The sequence below is a fragment of the Azoarcus sp. CIB genome, assembly GCF_001190925.1.
In the GTDB taxonomy this organism is placed as follows: domain Bacteria; phylum Pseudomonadota; class Gammaproteobacteria; order Burkholderiales; family Rhodocyclaceae; genus Aromatoleum.
Genome location: NZ_CP011072.1, coordinates 3,540,573 through 3,560,143, shown reverse-complemented (window position 1 = coordinate 3,560,143; position 19,571 = coordinate 3,540,573). Strand labels below are relative to the sequence as shown.

Genomic DNA, 19,571 nt, shown 5'->3' with positions numbered 1-19,571 from the left:
CGCGGTCTCCTCACGGGTGGGGGGGTAGGGTCAGGGTGTGGATCAGGCGCGCGGCGACGCGGGCGGTGCGGTGGTCGATGTCGAATTCGGGGTTGAGCTCGGCGAGGTCGGCGAGCCTGAGCTTGCCGCTGTCACGCACGCGCTCGACGAGCGGTTCGAGCAGCAGGAGCGGCACGCCGCGCGCGGCCGGGGCGCTGACGCCGGGGGCCTCGCAGGCGGGCAGGACGTCGAGGTCGATGGTGAGGTAGACGTGGTCGCAGGCGGCGACGAAAGCGTCGAGGTGCTCACCGATGCGGTCGAGGCTCAGGGGCGTGATCTCGCGGTCTTCGCGCACCAGCACGTCGAGGTCGACTGCGCGGCGGAATAGTGCGCGGGTGTTGGCGGCGCGGCTCACGCCGAGACAGGCGTAGCGGAATGGCCAGCCGCGCGTGGCGCAGGCGTCGGCGATCTGCGCGAAGGGGGTGCCGGACGAGTGCGCGTGCGCTGGGTCGCGCAGGTCGAAGTGGGCGTCGAAATTGATGATGCCGATGCGTGGCGTGTCTTCGGCGGTGCCGGCAAGATGTGCGGCGAGGCCCTGCCAGCTGCCGTAGGCGACTTCGTGGCCGCCGCCGAGGACGACCGGGAAGTGGCCTGCGGCGAGCAGTGTGGTGACGTTAGCGGCAAGGCGTGCCTGAGCGGCGTCGAGATCGCCGTCGTCGCAGGCGACATTGCCGGCGTCGTACGCAGGGCTTGCGCGGTGCCAGGCGAGGCTTGCCAAGGCCTTGCGGATTGCCGCCGGCGCGGCGATAGCGCCGGGACGGCCCTTGTTGCGCCGCACCCCTTCGTCGCAGGCGAAGCCGATGAGGGCGACGCCGGGCGTATCGGCGGCGTCGAGCGGGCGGACGAGCTGATGCCAGCGCAGGCTGTCGGGTTCCGGGTCGATGCGGCCGGCCCAGCTTGCCATCGTGCTGCGGTCAGCGTTCATCGTGCCCCTCCTGTGTGCGGTCGTGCGTGATCTCGCCGTTGAATACGCGCTGTCGCAAGCGACCGGGCTGTACTGCATAGGCGAGCTCGGTGGGGCGGGCGATGTCCCACACGCACAGGTCGGCGCGCAACCCTTCGGCAATGCGCCCGATGTCGGCAAGGCCGAGCGCGCGGGCGCCGTTTGCCGTCATGCCGGCCAGCGCCTCGCGCGGCGTCAGGCGGAACAGCGTGCAGGCGAGGTTCAGCATCAGCGTCGGCATGAAGAGCGGTGAGCTGCCGGGGTTGGCGTCGGTCGCGATCGCGATCGGCACGCCGTGGCGGCGCAGGGCTGCGACCGGCGGCAATTGCGTCTCGCGCAACGTCAGGTAGGCGCCGGGCAGTAGCGTTGCGACGGTGCCGGCCTCGGCCATCGCATGTACGCCGCCGTCATCCAGGTGCTCGATGTGATCGGCCGACAGCGCCCTGTGATGTGCAGCGAGCGCGGCGCCGCCGAGGTTCGAGAGTTGCTCGGCATGTGCCTTCACGCGCAGGCCGTGGCGCGCGGCGGCGTCGAAGACGCGCTCGCATTGCGCGGGGCTGAAGGCGATGCTTTCGCAGAACACGTCCACGGCGTCGGCGAGGCCCTCGGCTGCGGCGGCCGGGATCATCTCGTCGCACACGAGGCGGATGTAGCCGTCCTTGTCGTCGCTGTATTCGGGGGGGAGTGCGTGGGCGCCGAGCAGTGTCGCGACGACGCGCACGGGCAGGCGCTCACCGAGACGGCGCGCGACGCGCAGCATCTTCAGCTCGTCTGCGACCGTGAGCCCGTAGCCGGATTTGATCTCTACCGTGGTGACGCCGTCGGCCATCAAGGCGGCGAGCCGGGGCAGGGTCGTTGCGATGAGTTCGTCCTCGGAGGCTGCGCGGGTGGCGCGCACGGTGCTGAGGATGCCGCCGCCGGCCTGTGCGATCTCGGCGTAGCTCGCGCCTTCGAGGCGCAGCGCGAATTCGTCGGCACGGTTGCCGCCGAATACGAGGTGGGTGTGGCAGTCGACGAGGCCCGGTGTGATCACGCCGCCATACCCCATGTCGCGTGCGCCGTCGGTGTCGGCGGCGGTCAGGGCGTCGGTCCGGCACAGCTTCGCGATGCGGCCGCTCTCGACCAGTACCGCCATCGGGGCGGGCAATTCGTGTTGTCCGTCGAAGATCGTGACGTCCCGCCAGAGCAGGCGGGGGTAGGGGGTGGGCACTCCGACGTCTCCGTGCTTGTGTAATTGTCTATACAATAGAGGCGCGACACGGAGGCGTCAAGGAGTTTTTGTGCCACCCCCGACAGCGTTCTCGAGGCGTCCGGGAGTCTCTTGGTGTCGGTCAGGAATCCCTGCATTTCCCGGCATTCTGCGATGATCGGCCTGACTTTGCGGTTCGGCGGAGAAGTGAGGGGGCTGCTGTTCTTGCGCCCGTCGGTGCGGTTGCTTGCGGGCTGAAGAGTTGAAGGTGGCATGTATAGACAAATGTCGGTGCGGCAGGGAATTCCCGACACTGACCGCGGATCGCAAGGAGGGCCCCGAGCAGGGGCCGGTTTCAATGCTCAGGAACTCTCGCCGCGGTAGCTCGCGAGATGGATGCTCGTCTCGGTGTGCTGGATGCTGCGGATCAGCCGGATGCGTTCGAGTACGTTCGACAGCTCCGTGAGGTTCTCCGCGCGCAATTCCGCGAGCAGGTCCCAGCGCCCGTTGGTGTCGTGCAGGGCGGCGACGCCCGGTTCGCCGAGCAGGCTCGCGATCACCGAGCGCGTCTCGTTGCCGGCGACGACGATGCTCATCCACGCGCGGATCTCGTTGGGCTGCGAATCGGGCCTGAGCTTGACCGTGTAGCCGACGATAATGCCGTCGTTCTCGAGCTTGGTGATGCGGTTGGTGACGGTGCCGCGCGACACCTTCAACTTGTGCGCGAGGTTCGCGACGCTCATGCGCGCATCGTTGCGCAGCAGGCTGATCAGTTGCTGGTCCAGGGTGTCCATTTTGTCGATTCGTCAGCGATGTCTATCGAAATAACCAGTGTTTTATCAAAATAGCACAGTTCTTGATATTTTGATTGACACGGAACTGGTCGATCATGTCCTCACAGAATCGCAGGACACCAACGAGGACGACACCATGAAAACCAGCAACCGCATCGCCACCCGATTCCTGAGCGCCGAGCGTGCCGCCGAGCTCGTCGCGGAGAAGGGGTTCGCGACCTGCCTGCGAGGCATGGCCGACTACATCCGCGCGGACTTCCTGCGCTGGAATGATTTCGAGAAGACCGCCCGCGTCGCCAACCATTCCGACGACGGCGTGATCGAGCTGATGCCGATCTCCGACGACTCGCTGTACTCCTTCAAGTACGTGAATGGCCATCCGAAGAACCATCGTTTCGGCCTGAGCACCGTGATGGCCTTCGGCGTGCTCGCCGATGTCGATACCGGCGCGCCGACCCTGGTCAGCGAGCTGACCCTGACCACCGCGCTGCGCACCGCCGCAACTTCCGCGCTCGCCGCCCGCGCGCTGGCCCGTCAGGACAGCAAGTGCATGGCACTGATCGGCAACGGCGCGCAGAGCGAGTTCCAGGCGCTGGCCTTCCATCACCTGCTGGGCATCACCGAATTCCACCTGTTCGACGTCGATGCCGCGGCGACCGACAAGTTGATGCGCAACCTCGAGCGCATGGGCCTGTCCGCGAAGCGCTTCGCCAGTACCAAGGAAGCCGTGAAAGGCTGCGACATCGTCACCACCGTGACCGCCGACAAGACCAATGCGACGATCCTGACGCCCGACATGATCGAGCCGGGCATGCATATCAACGGCGTCGGCGGCGACTGCCCGGGCAAGACCGAGCTGCACGCCGACGTGCTGCGCATGGGGCGCGTGTTCTGCGAATTCGAGCCGCAATCGCGCGTCGAGGGCGACATGCAGCAGATGCCGGCGGACTTCGAAGTGACGGAGCTGTGGAGCGTGCTCGCCGGCAAGCTTCCGGGTCGTGTGGCCGCGGACGAAGTGACGGTGTTCGATTCGGTCGGCTTCGCGCTGGAGGACTTCTCAGCGCTGCGCTTCATGCGCGATCTCGCGATCGAGCTGGGTGTCGAGGAAGAGATCTCGCTGATCCCCGATCTCGCCGATCCGAAGAACCTGTTCGGCAGCGTGCCGGTCAGCTCGGTCCCGCGCGCCGCGGCCCGCGAACTGCGGGCCGCTTGAGTCACTCCGGGCCCGCCGTCCGTGGCGGGCCCGGTATCCTGCCGCTACGCCACCCGTTCCGCGGTGGGATGCGGGTCGTCGCGATAGGCCGCCGCCTCGGCCAGCAGCCAGTCGGTAAAGCGCCGCAGGGCCGGGTTCGTGCTCGGTGGGTCGGGATAGACGAGGTGGTAGCCCATCGCGGAGCGCAGCGGCAGATCGAACGGGATGACCAGTTGCCCCGATTCCAGTTCGCTGAGCGCGAGGAAGCGCGGCACGAGCGCCACGCCCAGACGCGCACTGGCGGCTTCCACGAGCATCGAGAACAGGTCGAAGCGCGGGCCGCTCATCGCATCCACGTCCCTCACGCCGGCCGTCTCGAACCAGCGTTGCCACGCGGCGTGGCGATTCACCTGATGCAGCAGCGGCAGTCGCGCGAGCTCACGCGGTTCGCTGCAGGGGTGTTCGCGTAGCAGCGCGGGGCTGCACACCGGCACCATCTCCTCGCCGAACAGCGGGTGCGAGATGGCGCCGGGCCACGTCGACGACCCGAAATGGATGGCGGCATCGAACGGCGTCTCGGTGAAGACGAAGGGATCCGAACGCGTCGTCAGATTCACGGTGATCCCGGGATTGGCCGCGTGGAACTGCGTGAGCCGCGGAATCAGCCAGCGCGAACCGAAAGTCGGAATCACCGCCAGTTCCAGCACGTTGCGCTCGCCGCGGTGCGACATCAGCGAAATCGTATGGCGCTCGAGACGGTCGAGATCCTCGGCGACGCGCTTCGCGTAGATCGCGCCGGCCTCGGTCAGCGAGATGCGCTTCTTGATGCGGTTGAACAGCGGCACGCCGAGATGGTCCTCCAGCGAGGCGATCTGCTTGCATACCGCGCTCTGCGTGAGCGACAGCGCGTCGGCCGCGCGCGTGAAACTCAGGTGGCGTGCGGCCGCTTCGAACGCAACGAGCGCCTCGATGCTGGGAATGCGCCGGCGCATGGATACTTCCTCCGAGTCACGATCTTCGTAGTTTATTTCGTTTGAGCATATCCGGCGCTTGCACAAGAATTCGCATCGGCCAGTCGGCACCCCAATAACGATAAACGACGCCAAGGTGCGCACAGGGAAGGCGGAGCACCGCTCCGGGAAAGCCGATTGTTTTCCTTCTTTTCAAGACCCCCGAATCGGAGACAGCAAAATGATTCCCCAGCAACAGGCATCCATCAAGGAATTCGGATTCATCACCGGCGAGGCCGGCGCGACGATCCGTAGCGAGCTCGCGAGCCGGTTGAAGCGCCGCGTCGATCCGCGCTGCGAGGACTACGACACCCAGGTCGAGGCGGAGCGCCGCGACCTCGCTGCGGTGGTCGTGCTCGGCTATAACTGACCGGTTGGCGGGCGCGCGGAGCCCGTCGGCTTCGCACTGGACGGCGCGTAGCGCGCCCGCCGCGGCATCCCGCGATGAATCTTCCCCGCAGTCTGAATCACCCGCAGCGGCTCGCGCTCGCGAGCGAGATCCACTCCCGGCCCTTCATGGTCATCGGCGCGCCGGCGCGCGTCTCTCACCTCGCGATCCATTGCGAGGAGGGGAGCGTGGGTGGCTGGGGCGGCCGGGGGGGCGACTGGCATGAGCGGACGCTGCAGGCCCTGTGCGCACGCTTCGGCGTATCCGGCCCCAAGGACGGCGCGCAGCACTTTTTCCACGACTTCGGCCACTTCCGCATCAAGTGGGAGCGGCACACGGAATTCGCCACCTTCACCTTTGTCGAGCCTGGGCGCGGCGGCGCGGATTTTGCGCAGACGGCGATGCGTCACGTGCCGATGGACTGGCTCGAATCGCTCGGCGCGTCGGTCGTCGTCGCTTCGCATATCCATGCGGAGCAGGGCGAGCCGCTCGACCTCGCCGACGAACGACTGCACGGCCTGTTTCCGATGCCGCCACTGGTTGGCAGCCGCGTGCTCTCCGGGGGCGAGATCTGGACCGACTTCCAGGTCGGCCCGGACGGCTTCTCACGCTACCTGGTGCGCGACACCGGGCTGCGCGAGGCGCAGATGGGGCGGCTCGTGCAGCGCATCTGCGAAATCGAGACCTACCTGATGATGGCGCTGCTCGCGCTGCCGCTCGCGCGCGAGGGCATCCTGCGCCTCGACGGCATCGAAGAGGATCTCAGCGATTTCGGCACCCGGCTATGCGAACTCGAGATCGACGGCGATGCCGAGCAGCTGCTGCATGAGATCTCGCGGCTGGATGCGCGCATGCGTGCGATGTCGCACGCGACCGGTTATCGCTTCAGCGCCGCGCAGGCCTACTACCGCATCGTGCAGGCGCGCATCGGCGAGCTGCGCGAGCAGCGCGTCGAGGGCGTGCCGACGATAGGCGAGTTCATGGAGCGGCGTCTCGCGCCAGCGATGGACAGCTGCGTGTCGGTGGCCGCGCGGCAGGACGCGCTCGCCCACAAGGTGAGCCGCGCCAACGACATGCTGCGCACGCGCGTCAATCTCGCGCAGGAGCGGCAGAACCAGAGCGTGCTCGAAAGCCTGAGTCGCAGCGCGCGGCTGCAACTGAGGTTGCAGCAGGCGGTCGAGGGGCTGTCGGTGGTCGCGATCTCGTACTACGGCATCGGGCTCGCTGCGTATGCGTTGAAGGCGCTGAAGGGCTGGGGCGTGGACGTGCCTGTTGACCAGGCGATCGGGCTGGCGCTGCCACTCGTCGCCGGCGCGACCTGGTTCGGCCTGCGGCGCACGCACGCGCGCCTGCACCGGGTCGGTGAGAGGTCTGCTCCCTCATGCAGCCTGGCCGTCGCCGAGCGCCACTGAGCGTTCGCGGAAGGCGCTCGGCGATTCCCCCGTCCACTGCCGGAAAGCGCGCGCAAAACTCTTCTCGTTACGGAAGCCGACCGACAGCGCGACCTGCTTGACCGTGCGGCTCGTCCGTCGCAGCAGCTCGATCGCGCGCTCGCGCCGCGCTTCGTCCTTGAGTTGCTGCAGCGATGCACCCTCTTCGTCGAGCTGGCGGTGCAGCGTGCGCGGCGACAGGTGCAACCGCTCGGCGAGCGTATCGGCGGTTGCGCCTTCGTCGAGCCGTTCGCGCAGCAGGTGGCGCACGCGTTGCACCAGCAGGCGGTCCCTGCGGTACTGCAGCACGGTCAGCGGCAACGCGCGCCGCAGCATCTGGTTCAGGGCCGCTTCGTCACGCCGCAACGGCAGCTTCAGATATTGCGCGTCGAAGCTGATCGCCGCCTGTTCCGCGTCGAAGTGGATCGGCCCCGGGAACAGCAGCGGATACACGCTGCGATGGGGTGGGGGCGGGAAGGGGAAGCGCGCCGCGAGCAGCGTGATGCGCGAGTCGATCGCCCAGCACGCGTAGCCCAGCAGGTAGCGCAGGAGGGTGACGAGGCAGAATTCATGCATCTCGCCGAGGTAGCGGCGCACCTCGACGCGTATGTGCGCGACGCCGCCGCCCTCGCTCGGGTGCAGCAGGATGTCGTCGGTGAGCAGGCGGTGGTGCCGGCACCACCGCTTGAGCGCGACGCCGAGGTCGGGCGCGGTGATCGACGCGCGGCACAACATGCCGTAGCTGCCCCACGGCAGCCGCCGCGAGAACCAGCCCAGCGCCTCGTCGTCGAGCTCCTGCATGGCGACTGCGGACATGATTTCCATCTGTGCCGCCGTGACGCGCGCATCCGGGTTCTCGAGCGAGCCCGGCGGAATCTGTGCCTCGCGCAGTGCGTTGGCAGGATTGATTCCATAACGGCGGTAGGCTGCAACGATCGTGCGGATGAAGGCGATAGGCGTCGCGGCGGAGCCGTGGGTGGGGTCGCCGACGGAAGGGATCACGGTTGTCATCGGCCAATCATAGGTGGCTTGGCAGGATTTGCAACCACGTTGGCGCCCGATGCGTCTCTTCCAGGCCTACTCTTACGCGGCCACGACGTTTTGCCGATGCACGTCTAAGCTGCATCTGTCGACGCCCCGAATATGAACACGACCGAAGAAACGAGGAGACCCGGATGAACGTTCCCAGCCTGACCTTCCACCACGGTGAAACCATCGATGCGCTGCGCGACGCGGTGCGCCAGTTCGCCGAGGCCGAGATCGCCCCGCGCGCTGCCGCGATCGACCGCGAGAACGAATTCCCCGCCGACCTGTGGAAAAAGTTCGGCGACATGGGCCTGCTCGGGATGACCGTCGAGGAGGAATACGGCGGTACCGGCATGGGTTACCTCGCGCACATCATCGCGATGGAAGAGATTTCCCGCGCGTCGGCCTCGGTGGGGCTGTCGTACGGCGCGCACTCGAACCTGTGCGTGAACCAGATCCGCCGCAACGGCAACGCCGCGCAGAAGGACAAGTACCTGCCCAAGCTGATCTCGGGCGACCACGTCGGCGCGCTGGCAATGAGCGAGCCGAATGCCGGTTCCGACGTCGTGTCGATGAAGCTGCGTGCCGACAAGAAGGGCGACCGCTACGTGCTCAACGGCGCCAAGATGTGGATCACCAACGGCGGCGATGCCGACACGCTGGTCGTCTACGCGAAGACCGACACCAACGCCGGCCCGAAGGGCATCACCGCCTTCATCGTCGAGAAGGGCATGAAGGGCTTCAGCCACGGCACCCACCTCGACAAGCTGGGCATGCGCGGTTCGAACACCTTCCCGCTGTTCTTCGACGACGTCGAAGTGCCGGAAGAGAACGTGCTCGGTGGCGTCGGCAACGGCGTGAAGGTGCTGATGAGCGGCCTCGACTACGAGCGCACGGTGCTGTGCGGCGGCCCGCTGGGGATCATGGCGGCGTGCATGGACGTGGTCGTGCCCTACCTGCACGAGCGCAAGCAGTTCGGCCAGGCGATCGGCGAGTTCCAGCTGATGCAGGGCAAGATCGCCGACATGTACTCGGTGTGGAGCGCCACCCGCGCCTATGTCTATGCAGTCGGCCAGGCGTGCGACCGCGCGGATCACGCCCGCACGCTGCGCAAGGACGCCGCCGGCGCGATCCTGTATTCGGCCGAGAAGGCGACCTGGATGGCCGGGGAGTCGATCCAGACCCTGGGCGGCGTCGGCTACACCAACGAATATGCGGTCGGCCGCCTGTGGCGCGACGCGAAGCTGTACGAGATCGGTGCCGGCACGAGCGAGATCCGCCGCATGCTGATCGGTCGCGAACTCTTCGCGGAGACGCTGTGATGAGCGTCATCAAATCTTCGATCAACACGCGCAGCCCGGACTTCGCCGGCAACGCCGAGGCGATGCGCAAGCTCGTCGGCGACCTGCGCGACAAGGCTGCGGAAGTCGCCCTCGGCGGCGGCGAGTCGGCGCGCGCCAAGCACACCGCGCGCGGCAAGCTGCTGCCGCGTGATCGCGTCAATCACCTGCTCGATCCCGGCACACCCTTCCTCGAAGTCGGCCAGATGGCGGCGTACGGCATGTATGACGGCGATGCCCCCTCGGCGGGCGTGATCGCCGGCATCGGCCGTGTGAAGGGCGTCGAGTGCATGATCGTCGCCAACGACGCGACGGTGAAGGGCGGCAGCTACTTCCCGATGACGGTGAAGAAGCACCTGCGCGCGCAGGAAATCGCGCAGATGAACAACCTGCCGTGCGTATATCTGGTCGACTCCGGCGGCGCGAACCTGCCGACGCAAGATGAAGTCTTCCCCGATCGCGATCACTTCGGCCGCATCTTCTTCAACCAGGCCAACATGAGCGCGCAGGGCATCCCGCAGATCGCGGTCGTGATGGGCTCGTGCACGGCGGGCGGTGCCTACGTGCCGGCGATGAGCGACGAGGCGGTGATCGTCAAGAACCAGGGCACGATCTTCCTCGGTGGGCCTCCGCTGGTGAAGGCCGCGACCGGCGAAGTCGTCAGCGCCGAGGACCTCGGCGGCGGCGACGTGCATACGCGCATCTCGGGCGTCGCCGACCACCTCGCCGAGAACGACGCCCACGCGCTCTACATCGCGCGCCGCATCGTGTCGAACCTCAATCGCCAGAAGCCCGTGTCGCTGAAGGTCGGCGCCGGCGAAGAGCCCATCTACGACCCCGAAGAGCTCTACGGCATCATCCCCGCCGACCCGCGCAAGCCCTACGACGTGCGCGAAGTCATCGCCCGCGTCGTCGACGGTTCGCGCTTCGACGAATTCAAGCCGCGCTACGGCACGACGCTCGTGACCGGTTTCGCGCAGCTCTACGGCTACCCGGTCGGCATCGTGGCGAACAACGGCATCCTGTTCGGGGAATCGGCGCAGAAGGGCGCGCACTTCGTCGAACTGTGCGCGCAGCGCGGCATCCCGCTGCTCTTCGTGCAGAACATCACCGGCTTCATGGTCGGCCGCAAGTACGAGAACGGCGGCATCGCGAAGGACGGCGCGAAGATGGTGACGGCGGTCGCGACCGCCCAGGTGCCCAAGCTCACGATGATCATCGGTGGCTCCTTCGGTGCCGGCAACTATGGCATGTGCGGCCGTGCCTACAGCCCGCGCTTCCTGTGGATGTGGCCGAACGCACGCGTCTCCGTGATGGGCGGCGAGCAGGCCGCGAGCGTGCTCTCGACGGTGCGTCGGGACGGCATCGAAGCCAAGGGCGGTACCTGGAGCAAGGAAGACGAGGAGGCGTTCAAGGCGCCGATCCGCGAACAGTATGAAGTGCAGGGCCACCCCTACTACGCGACCGCGCGCATGTGGGACGACGGCGTGATCGACCCGGCGCAGAGCCGCCGCGTGCTCGGCCTGTCGCTGTCGGCGACGCTCAACGCGCCGATCCCGCAGACGAAGTTCGGCCTGTTCCGGATGTAAGGGGAGGAGACAACAATGTTCGAAAAGATCCTGATCGCCAATAGAGGCGAGATCGCGTGTCGGGTCATCAAGACCGCGCGCCGCATGGGCATCAAGACCGTCGCGGTGTATTCCGAGGCCGACGCGAATGCCCGCCACGTACGCCTCGCCGACGAGGCCGTGCTGATCGGCCCCGCGGCCGTCAAGGAAAGCTACCTCGTCATCGACCGCATCATCGCCGCCGCCAAGCAGACCGGCGCGCAGGCGATCCACCCCGGCTACGGCTTCCTGTCCGAGAACGAGGACTTCTGCGACGCCTGCGAGCGCGCAGGCATCGTCTTCATCGGACCGCCGGTGTCGGCGATCCGCGCGATGGGCTCGAAGTCTGAGGCGAAGAAGCTGATGGAAGCGGCGCGCGTGCCGCTCACACCCGGCTATCACGGCGACAACCAGGAGCCGGCCTATCTGCACGAGCAGGCCGACCAGATCGGCTATCCGGTGCTGATCAAGGCCGCGGCCGGTGGCGGCGGCAAGGGCATGCGCCTCGTCGAAAAGTCCGAGGACTTCATCGCCGCGCTCGCCTCGTGCAAGCGCGAAGCCGCATCGTCGTTCGGCAACGAGCACGTGCTGGTCGAGAAGTACATCACCCGCCCGCGCCACATCGAGATCCAGGTCTTCGGCGATACGCACGGCAACTGCGTGTACCTCTTCGAGCGCGACTGCTCGGTGCAGCGCCGTCACCAGAAGGTGCTGGAAGAAGCGCCCGCGCCCGGCATGACGCCGGAGCGCCGCGCGGCGATGGGCAAGGCCGCGGTCGAAGCCGCAAAGGCGGTCGGCTATGTCGGCGCCGGCACCGTCGAGTTCATCGCCAACCAGGACGGCTCGTTCTACTTCATGGAGATGAACACCCGTCTTCAGGTCGAGCACCCGGTCACGGAGATGATCACCGGCCTCGACCTCGTCGAATGGCAATTGCGCGTCGCTTCGGGCGAACCGCTGCCGCTCGCGCAGGAGCAGCTGCAGATCCGCGGTCACGCGCTCGAAGCGCGCATCTACGCCGAAGATCCGGCCAAGGGCTTCCTGCCCTCGACCGGCAAGCTCGTGCACCTCGCGCCGCCGGCCGAAGGCCTGCACGTGCGCGTCGATACCGGTGTCGAGGAGGGCGACGAGATCAGCCCCTTCTACGACCCGATGATCGCCAAGCTGATCGTGTGGGACGAGAACCGCGACCAGGCGCTCGCGCGCATGCTGCAGGCGCTCGCCGACTACCGCGTCGTCGGCGTCGCCAACAACATCGAGTTCCTGTCGCGCCTGACCAACTGCCCGGCCTTCGCCAATGCCGACCTCGATACAGGCTTGATCGAGCGTGAAAAGACCTACCTCTTCCCCGAGGGCGAGCAGCCGCCGGCCGAAGTCTATCTTGTCGTCGCACTCGGCGAACTGCTGCGCGAGGCGGCGTGGGCCGAGGACGAAGCCGAGCGCGGCAACGACCCCGGTTCGCCGTGGCATGCGCGCGATGGCTGGCGGCTCAATGCCACGGCCAGCCGCGAACTGCTCTTCCGCTTCGGCGAGACGCAGAAGGCCGTGACCGTCGCCTACTGCGGACGTGACCGCTACACGCTGGCCGTCGATGGTCATGCGACCCAGGCGCGCGGCAAGCTCGACGACCGCGGCGGCCTGCGCGTCGAGTTCGACGGCCGGCGCCTGGGCGCCACCGTGATCGTCGCGGGCGAGAAGCGCCACGTCTTCCTCGACGGCCGTACCTGGCAGCTCGCCAATGTCGACCCGCTGCACCACGCGGGCGAGGGGGGCGGCGCCGAAGGCGGGCTGCTCGCGCCGATGCCCGGCAAGGTCATCGCGCTGCTCGCCGAAGTCGGCAGCAAGATCGAGAAGGGCGCGCCGCTGCTGATCCTCGAGGCGATGAAGATGGAGCACACCATCACGGCGCCCGCCGCCGGCACCCTCAAGGCCTTCTGCTTCGCGGTCGGCGACCAGGTCGGCGACGGCGCGGAACTCGTCGAGTTCGAGCCGGCGAAGGGCTGATCGGCAGTATCAATCCGGCGATCATTTATACGAGGTCCGTTCGGGCACCTTGTTCCTCCCCCTTCAAGGGGGGAGGTTAGGAGGGGGATGGGTTTCTGCGGCGCCTGATTAACCCATCCCCACCCCAACCCTCCCCTTGAAGGGGAGGGAGCGACCGTGCCGCCATCGTAGGGCGGGATGAAATCCCGTCGCCGCGCCACGAATTCAAATAAGAGAGTGGAGAGAGACACATGACCCAGTTGAGCTACGTCCACGGCGCCTCCGAAAAGCGTCTTATCGGCCAGACCATCGGCCACTTCTTCGACGAAGCCTGCACCCGCCACGCCGCGCGCGAAGCCCTCGTCGTGCGCCACCAGAACGTGCGCCTCACCTACGCCGCACTTAAGCAGCGCGTCGACGCCCTTGCCTGCAGCCTGATGCGCCTGGGCCTCAAGCGCGGCGAGCGCATCGGCATCTGGTCGCAGAACAACGTCGAATGGGCGTTGACCCAGTTCGCGACCGCCAAGGCCGGCCTCGTGCTCGTCAACATCAACCCCGCCTACCGCCGCGCCGAACTCGAATACGCGCTCAACAAGGTCGGTTGCCGCGCGCTGGTGATGTCGCCCGCGTTCAAGAGCAGCAACTACCTCGAGATGATCGCCGACCTCGCACCCGAGCTCGCGCAGTCCGAAGCCGGCAAGCTGCAGGCCGCGAAGCTGCCGACGCTCGACATCGTCATCCGCATGGGCGCCGACAGGACCCACGGGATGCTGAGCTTCGACGACCTGCTGCATGCGCCCACCGGCGACGAACTCGACGCGCTCGAAGCCCTCGGTGACGAACTGCAGTTTGACGACGCGATCAACATCCAGTTCACGTCCGGCACCACCGGTCAGCCCAAGGGCGCGACGCTGTCGCACCACAACATCCTCAACAACGGCTTCTTCGTCGGCGAAGCGATCCGCCTCGTCGAAGGCGACCGCCTGTGCATCCCGGTGCCGCTGTATCACTGCTTCGGCATGGTCATGGGCAACCTCGGCTGCCTCACGCACGGCGCGACGATGGTCTATCCGGCCGAAGCCTTCGACCCGCTGGCAACCCTCGAAACCCTCGCCGAAGAACGCTGCACCGCGAGCTACGGCGTGCCGACGATGTTCATCGCGATGCTCGACCACCCGCGCTTCAACGACTTCGACCTCTCGCGCCTCAGGACCGGCATCATGGCCGGCAGCCCGTGCCCGATCGAGGTCATGAAGCGCGTCATCGACAAGATGAACATGCGCGAAGTGACCATCGCCTACGGCATGACCGAGACCTCGCCAGTGAGCTTCCAAAGCGGCACCGACGATCCGCTCGATCGCCGCGTGTCGACCGTCGGCCGCGTCCAGCCCCATCTCGAAGTGAAGATCGTCGACAACGAAGGCCGCATCGTCCCGCGCGGAACGCCGGGCGAGCTGTGCACGCGCGGCTACTCGGTGATGCTCGGCTATTGGGAAGACGAGGCCAAGACCCGCGAAGCGATCGACGCCGGCGGCTGGATGCACACAGGCGACCTCGCGACGATCGACGACGAAGGCTTCTGCAACATCGTCGGTCGCATCAAGGACATGGTCATCCGCGGCGGCGAGAACCTGTACCCGCGCGAGATCGAGGAATTCCTCTACCGTCATCCCAAGATCCTCGACGTGCAGGTCGTCGGCGTGCCCGACCAGAAATATGGCGAGGAGCTGTGCGCGTGGGTCATCGTGCGCGAAGGCCAGACGCTCACCGAAGCCGATGTGCGCGACTTCTGCCAGGGCCAGATCGCGCACTACAAGGTGCCGCGCTACATCAAGTTCGTGGAGACCTTCCCGATGACCGTCACCGGCAAGATCCAGAAATTCCAGATCCGCGAGCAGATGAAGCGCGAACTGGGTCTGGCCGAAGCCAGGACCGCTTGAGCGGCGGGGAGGGGCTCATGATCACGCTGTACCACTGCGTCAGCGCGCGCTCGTTCCGGCCGCTGTGGATGCTCGAGGAACTCGGCCTGCCGTACGAGCTCAAGATGCTGCCATTCCCGCCGCGGCTCGAGGCGCAGCCCTACCTCGAGCTCAACGCGCTCGGCACCATCCCGGCGTTCTTCGACGGCGCCACGCGCATGACCGAGTCGGCGGCAATCTGCCACTACCTCGCCGCGCGACACTCGCCGGGCGCGCTGAATGTCGAAACCAACGAGCCCGACTTCGGCGCCTACCTGAACTGGCTGCACTTCGGCGAGGCAACGCTCACCTTCCCGCAGACGCTGATCTTGCGCTACGCCCGCTTCGAGCCGGCCGAGCGGCGTCAGCCCCAGGTCGCCGAGGACTACGCGCGCTGGTTCCTGTCCCGCCTGCGCACGCTCGAACCGCTGCTCGCGCAGCAGGAATTCATGTGCGCCGGACGCTTCACGGCCGCCGACGTGTCGGTCGGCTACGCGCTGATGCTCGCCGACGATATCGGACTCAAGGAGCGCTTCAAGCCGGCGGTGCTCGCCTATTGGCAGCGCCTGCAGGCACGCGAAGCCTATCAGCGGGCGCTCGCCGCGCAGCAACGCGCCGCGATGGCGCAGGGCGTGCCGCCGCACTCGGTCGCTCAGGCGACCGGCCCGTTCTGAACGAGGAGACACACGAAACATGACCAACAAGGAATTCGACGATCGACCCCTGTGGACTCCGCGTCCCGAACAGATCGCCGCGACCGGCATGGCCGCCTTCACCGAACGCATCCGCCGCGCCTCGGGCCTGCAGCTCGCCGACTACGACGCGCTGCATGACTGGTCGGTGCGCCATTCGACCGATTTCTGGCGCGAAATCTGGGACTTCGGCGGCGTGATCGGCGAGCGCGGCGCGCGCACGCTCATCGACGGCGAGCGCATGCCCGGTGCCGCGTGGTTCCCCGACGCGCGCCTGAACTTCGCCGAGAACCTGCTGCGCGACAGCGCGAACGAGCAGGCGCTGGTGTTCTGGGGCGAGGACAAGGTCAAGCGTGCGATGACGCGTAGCGAGCTGCGCGCCGAAGTCGCCCGCTTCGCCGCCGCACTGCGCGCCGCCGGCGTGCGCCCGCACGACCGCGTCGCCGCCTGGATGCCCAACCTGCCCGAGACCCTAGTTGCGATGCTGGCCGCGGCGAGCCTCGGCGCGACTTTCACGTCCGCCTCGCCGGATTTCGGCGTGCAGGGCGTGCTCGATCGCTTCGGCCAGACCGAGCCCAAGGTGCTGATCGCCTGCGACGGCTACTGGTACAGCGGCAAGGCAATCGACATCCGCGGCAAGCTCGCCGAACTCGCGCCGCAGCTGCCCAGCGTCGAGCGCTTCGTCGTCGTTCCCTATCTCGCGGGCGACGCAGCGCCCGATCTCGCGGGAATCCGCGACGCCGTCGCCTACGCCGAATTTCTCGCACCGCATGCGGCCGAGACTGCGCCGCGCTACGAGCGCCTGCCGTTCAACCACCCGCTGTACGTGATGTACTCGTCCGGCACCACCGGCGTGCCCAAGTGCATCGTCCATGGCGCGGGCGGCACGCTGCTGCAGCACCTCAAGGAGCACACGCTGCACGCCGACGTCCGCGAAGGCGACCGCCTGTTCTACTTCACGACTTGCGGCTGGATGATGTGGAACTGGCTGGTCTCGGGCCTCGCCGCGGGCGCCACGCTCATGCTCTACGACGGCAACCCCTTCGTGGACGACGGCAAGCTGCTGTGGGACTACGCGCAAGCAGAGCGCATCACCCATTTCGGCACCTCCGCGAAGTATATCGAGACGCTGGGCAAGAGCGCGCTGCGCCCCGCCGAATCCTACGACCTCTCCGCGCTGCGCGCCGTGCTCTCGACCGGTAGCCCGCTCGCGCCGCAGGGCTTCGATTTCGTCTACGAGTCGATCAAGCCCGATGTGCAGCTCGCGTCGATCTCCGGCGGCACCGACATCGTCTCCTGCTTCGTCCTCGGCAGCCCCACCTTGCCGGTGTGGCGCGGCGAAATCCAGTGCCGCGGTCTCGGCATGGCCGTCGAGGTGTGGGACGACGAAGGCCGCCCGGTCGCCGGCGAGAAGGGCGAACTCGTGTGCACCAAGCCCTTCCCGTCCATGCCGATCGGCTTCTGGAACGACCCGGACGGCACGAAATACCGCGCGGCCTACTTCGAGCGCTTCGACAACGTGTGGTGCCACGGCGACTTCTGCGAGATCACCGCGCACGGCGGCCTCGTCATCCACGGCCGCTCGGACGCGACGCTCAACCCCGGCGGCGTGCGCATCGGCACCGCCGAGATCTACCGCCAAGTCGAAAAGCTGCCCGAAGTCATCGAGTCCATCGTGATCGGCCAGGACTGGCCGCCGCAGGACCCGACCGACGTGCGCGTAGTGCTCTTCGTGCGCCTGCGCGATGGCCTCGCGCTCGACGACGTCCTCGTCGCGCGCATCAAGCAGGCCATCCGCGACAACGCCACCCCGCGACACGTGCCGGCGAAGATCGTGCAGGTCACCGACGTCCCGCGCACCAAGAGCGGAAAGCTGGTGGAGCTCGCGGTACGCAACGTCGTGCATCACCGGCCGGTCAAGAACATCGAGGCGCTCGCGAATCCGGAGGCCCTCGATCTTTTCAAGGACCGTGGAGAGCTCGCTTCGTGATGTCGTCGTAGGGCGGAAAAGCGCAGCGCCTTCCGCCGTATGCATCTGGCGACGGATGCACTCCATGCGATGGATGCCCCGCATGCGGCGGATAACGCCGCTGCGCGGCTCATCCGCCCTACGAAACGCTTACGCCCGGCGCCACGCCCGCTCGCCCATCACCCACGTCTCGGCGACGGCCCGGTCGTCGCCCAGCATCATCAGCACGAACAGCCGCTCCGCAAGCGTCTCGCACGCCGCGCTGCGCCGTGCCAGCAGCGGCGTCGCGGCCGGATCGAGCACGACGAAATCCGCCTCGCGCCCCGCCGCGAAACTGCCGATCTGCTCGTCCAGATACAGGCTGCGCGCCCCCCCGAGTGTCGCGAGATAGAAGGCCCGCTCGGCCGACAGCGACTGCCCGTTCAACTGCAGCACCTTGTACGCGTCGCCGAGCGTCTGCAGCATCGAGAAGCTCGTCCCCGCGCCCACGTCGGTGCCGATACCGACGCGTACTCCCGCGGCGTCGGCCTGCGCGAGGTCGAACAGGCCCGAGCCGAGGAACAGGTTCGAAGTCGGGCAGAAGCTCATCGCCGCGCCGTTGGCCGCCATGCGTCCGCGATCGGTGTCGTCCAGCCACACGCAGTGCGCGAACACGCTGCGCGGACCGAGCTGCCCGAAGCGCTCATAGACGTCCAGATAACTGCGCGCCTCCGGATACAGCTCGCGGATCCACGCGACCTCGGCGCGGTTCTCCGCAAGATGGGATTGCAGATAGAGATCTGGATGCTCGGCGAATAGCCGCCCCGCAAGCCGCATCTGCTGCGGCGTCGAGGTCGCCGCGAAGCGCGGCGTCACCGCATACAGCAGGCGATCCCGGCCATGCCATTGCGCGATCAGTTCCCGTGATCCGGCGTCGCCGTCCTCGGCCGTCTCGCGCAGGAAATCCGGGCAGTTGCGGTCCATCAGCACCTTGCCGGCGATCACGCGCATGCGTCGCCGCTGCGCCGCCCCGAACAGCGCCTCGACCGAGACGCGATGCACGGTCGGGAACACCGCCGCGGTCGTCGTCCCGTTCCGCAGCAGTTCGTCGCAGAAGAAGCCGGCGACTGCCGCCGCGTGGTCCGGATCGGCAAAGCGCCGTTCGGCCGGCCAAGTGTGGCGTTCGAGCCATTCGAGCAGATGACCGCCCGAGCTCGCGATGATGTCCGTCTGTGCGAAGTGGATGTGCGTGTCGACGAATCCGGGCACGATCAGCCTTCCGCGCCGATCATCGATCCGGATATCTGCGGGCAGTTTCGCGAGCAGGGTATCCGCCGGGCCGGCTTCCGCGACCCGCCCGTCGCGCACGATCAGCAATCCGTCCGCGAAATGCCGCAGCGCGTCCGCACTCCCGCCGGCAGGATCGCCGGTGAAGTACAGGATCTCGCCGCGGATCGCGCGCATCGCCCCGTCCTCAGGGAATCGTTGCCATCGGCGGCAGCGCAATGCTCGCGTTGTGTGTGCCGAAGCTGCCGCGGCGCCGGTCCTCGAAATAGTGCCGTAAGGACAGCGCGATCGTGCGGAAGGCGATGTCGTCCCAGGGGATGTCCTTCTCCTCGAACAGCGCCACCTCCAGCGACTCTTCGCCAGGCCCGAAATCCAGGTCCAGCAGGCGTGCGCGATACACGATATGTACCTGGTTGATGTGCGGCACGCTGATCAGCGTGAACAGATCGCCCACCTCGATGCGCGCGCACGCCTCCTCCAGCGTCTCCCGTGCGGCCGCCTCGGCCGTGCTTTCGGCGTTCTCCATGAACCCCGCCGGCAGCGTCCAGTACCCGTGGCGTGGCTCGATCGCGCGTCGGCACAGCAGAATGCGTTCGCCCCATTCGGGAATCGCGCCGACGACGATCTTCGGATTCTGGTAATGGATCGTCCCGCAGCTCGCGCACACATGGCGCGGCAAGGTGTCGCCGGGCGGAATGCGCAGCGTGACGTTCGCGCCGCAGTCTGAGCAGTATTTCATTGTGTT

Annotated in this window: 16 protein-coding genes; 9 read left to right on the top strand and 7 right to left on the bottom strand. The window is 67.2% G+C overall.

The features are described 5' to 3' along the window. Window positions 1–10: 10 nt before the first annotated feature. The 3 genes from hutG to AzCIB_RS15845 all read right to left on the bottom strand — a co-directional run bounded on the left by hutG (window position 11) and on the right by AzCIB_RS15845 (window position 2,965). Entirely contained in the window at window positions 11–964 is a 954-nt protein-coding gene (gene hutG / locus AzCIB_RS15855; RefSeq protein WP_050416784.1) for a formimidoylglutamase, read from the bottom strand. Beyond that, window positions 954–2,192: an imidazolonepropionase gene (hutI, locus tag AzCIB_RS15850; RefSeq protein WP_050416783.1), complete on the bottom strand. Its 1,239-nt coding sequence runs from the start codon at window positions 2,190–2,192 to the stop codon at window positions 954–956. The genes hutG and hutI overlap by 11 nt, the downstream gene beginning before the upstream one ends. 341 nt (window positions 2,193–2,533) lie before the next feature. Beyond that, on the bottom strand, window positions 2,534–2,965 hold the full coding sequence (locus AzCIB_RS15845) for an Lrp/AsnC family transcriptional regulator (protein ID WP_050416782.1): 432 nt from the start codon (window positions 2,963–2,965) through the stop codon (window positions 2,534–2,536). Window positions 2,966–3,101: 136 nt separating this feature from the next. Between AzCIB_RS15845 and ocd the strand changes: the two genes are divergently transcribed. Next, window positions 3,102–4,178, top strand: a complete 1,077-nt coding sequence (ocd, locus tag AzCIB_RS15840) for an ornithine cyclodeaminase (protein WP_050418401.1) — start codon at window positions 3,102–3,104, stop codon at window positions 4,176–4,178. Window positions 4,179–4,222: 44 nt separating this feature from the next. Here ocd and gcvA read toward each other — a convergent pair whose 3' ends face one another. Next, window positions 4,223–5,149, bottom strand: coding sequence for a transcriptional regulator GcvA (gcvA, locus tag AzCIB_RS15835; RefSeq protein ID WP_050416781.1), 927 nt, complete (start codon window positions 5,147–5,149; stop codon window positions 4,223–4,225). Window positions 5,150–5,348: 199 nt separating this feature from the next. Between gcvA and AzCIB_RS15830 the strand changes: the two genes are divergently transcribed. Together AzCIB_RS15830 and AzCIB_RS15825 are read left to right on the top strand one after the other, a co-directional pair. Beyond that, window positions 5,349–5,537, top strand: a complete 189-nt coding sequence (locus AzCIB_RS15830) for a hypothetical protein (protein WP_050416780.1) — start codon at window positions 5,349–5,351, stop codon at window positions 5,535–5,537. A 74-nt stretch (window positions 5,538–5,611) separates the two neighbouring features. After that, window positions 5,612–6,967, top strand: coding sequence for a DUF3422 family protein (locus AzCIB_RS15825; protein ID WP_050416779.1), 1,356 nt, complete (start codon window positions 5,612–5,614; stop codon window positions 6,965–6,967). Here the strand turns inward: AzCIB_RS15825 and AzCIB_RS15820 are convergent. Next, on the bottom strand, window positions 6,935–7,996 hold the full coding sequence (locus AzCIB_RS15820; RefSeq protein ID WP_050416778.1) for an AraC family transcriptional regulator: 1,062 nt from the start codon (window positions 7,994–7,996) through the stop codon (window positions 6,935–6,937). The genes AzCIB_RS15825 and AzCIB_RS15820 overlap by 33 nt on opposite strands. Window positions 7,997–8,160: 164 nt before the next feature. Here AzCIB_RS15820 and AzCIB_RS15815 point away from each other — a divergent pair, with 164 nt between their 5' ends. The 6 genes from AzCIB_RS15815 (at window position 8,161) to AzCIB_RS15790 (ending at window position 17,581) form a co-directional block, all read left to right on the top strand. Further along, window positions 8,161–9,333: an isovaleryl-CoA dehydrogenase gene (locus tag AzCIB_RS15815; protein WP_050416777.1), complete on the top strand. Its 1,173-nt coding sequence runs from the start codon at window positions 8,161–8,163 to the stop codon at window positions 9,331–9,333. Beyond that, a complete protein-coding gene (locus tag AzCIB_RS15810; RefSeq protein ID WP_050416776.1) occupies window positions 9,333–10,940 on the top strand; it encodes a carboxyl transferase domain-containing protein in 1,608 nt (535 codons plus the stop codon). The genes AzCIB_RS15815 and AzCIB_RS15810 overlap by 1 nt, the downstream gene beginning before the upstream one ends. Before the next feature lie 15 nt (window positions 10,941–10,955). Then, window positions 10,956–12,962 (top strand): acetyl/propionyl/methylcrotonyl-CoA carboxylase subunit alpha, encoded by a 2,007-nt coding sequence (locus AzCIB_RS15805; protein WP_050416775.1) that lies wholly within the window; start codon window positions 10,956–10,958, stop codon window positions 12,960–12,962. A 230-nt stretch (window positions 12,963–13,192) separates the two neighbouring features. Then, window positions 13,193–14,881 (top strand): AMP-binding protein, encoded by a 1,689-nt coding sequence (locus AzCIB_RS15800; protein ID WP_050416774.1) that lies wholly within the window; start codon window positions 13,193–13,195, stop codon window positions 14,879–14,881. Window positions 14,882–14,898: 17 nt separating this feature from the next. Next, entirely contained in the window at window positions 14,899–15,573 is a 675-nt protein-coding gene (locus tag AzCIB_RS15795) for a glutathione S-transferase family protein (protein WP_050416773.1), read from the top strand. A gap of 19 nt (window positions 15,574–15,592) precedes the next feature. After that, entirely contained in the window at window positions 15,593–17,581 is a 1,989-nt protein-coding gene (locus AzCIB_RS15790; RefSeq protein ID WP_050416772.1) for an acetoacetate--CoA ligase, read from the top strand. Window positions 17,582–17,710: 129 nt separating this feature from the next. Here AzCIB_RS15790 and guaD read toward each other — a convergent pair whose 3' ends face one another. Then, window positions 17,711–19,003, bottom strand: a complete 1,293-nt coding sequence (guaD, locus tag AzCIB_RS15785; RefSeq protein WP_050416771.1) for a guanine deaminase — start codon at window positions 19,001–19,003, stop codon at window positions 17,711–17,713. Between the two features lie 10 nt (window positions 19,004–19,013). Beyond that, window positions 19,014–19,565 (bottom strand): NUDIX hydrolase, encoded by a 552-nt coding sequence (locus AzCIB_RS15780; RefSeq protein ID WP_050416770.1) that lies wholly within the window; start codon window positions 19,563–19,565, stop codon window positions 19,014–19,016. Between the last annotated feature and the right edge of the window lie 6 nt (window positions 19,566–19,571).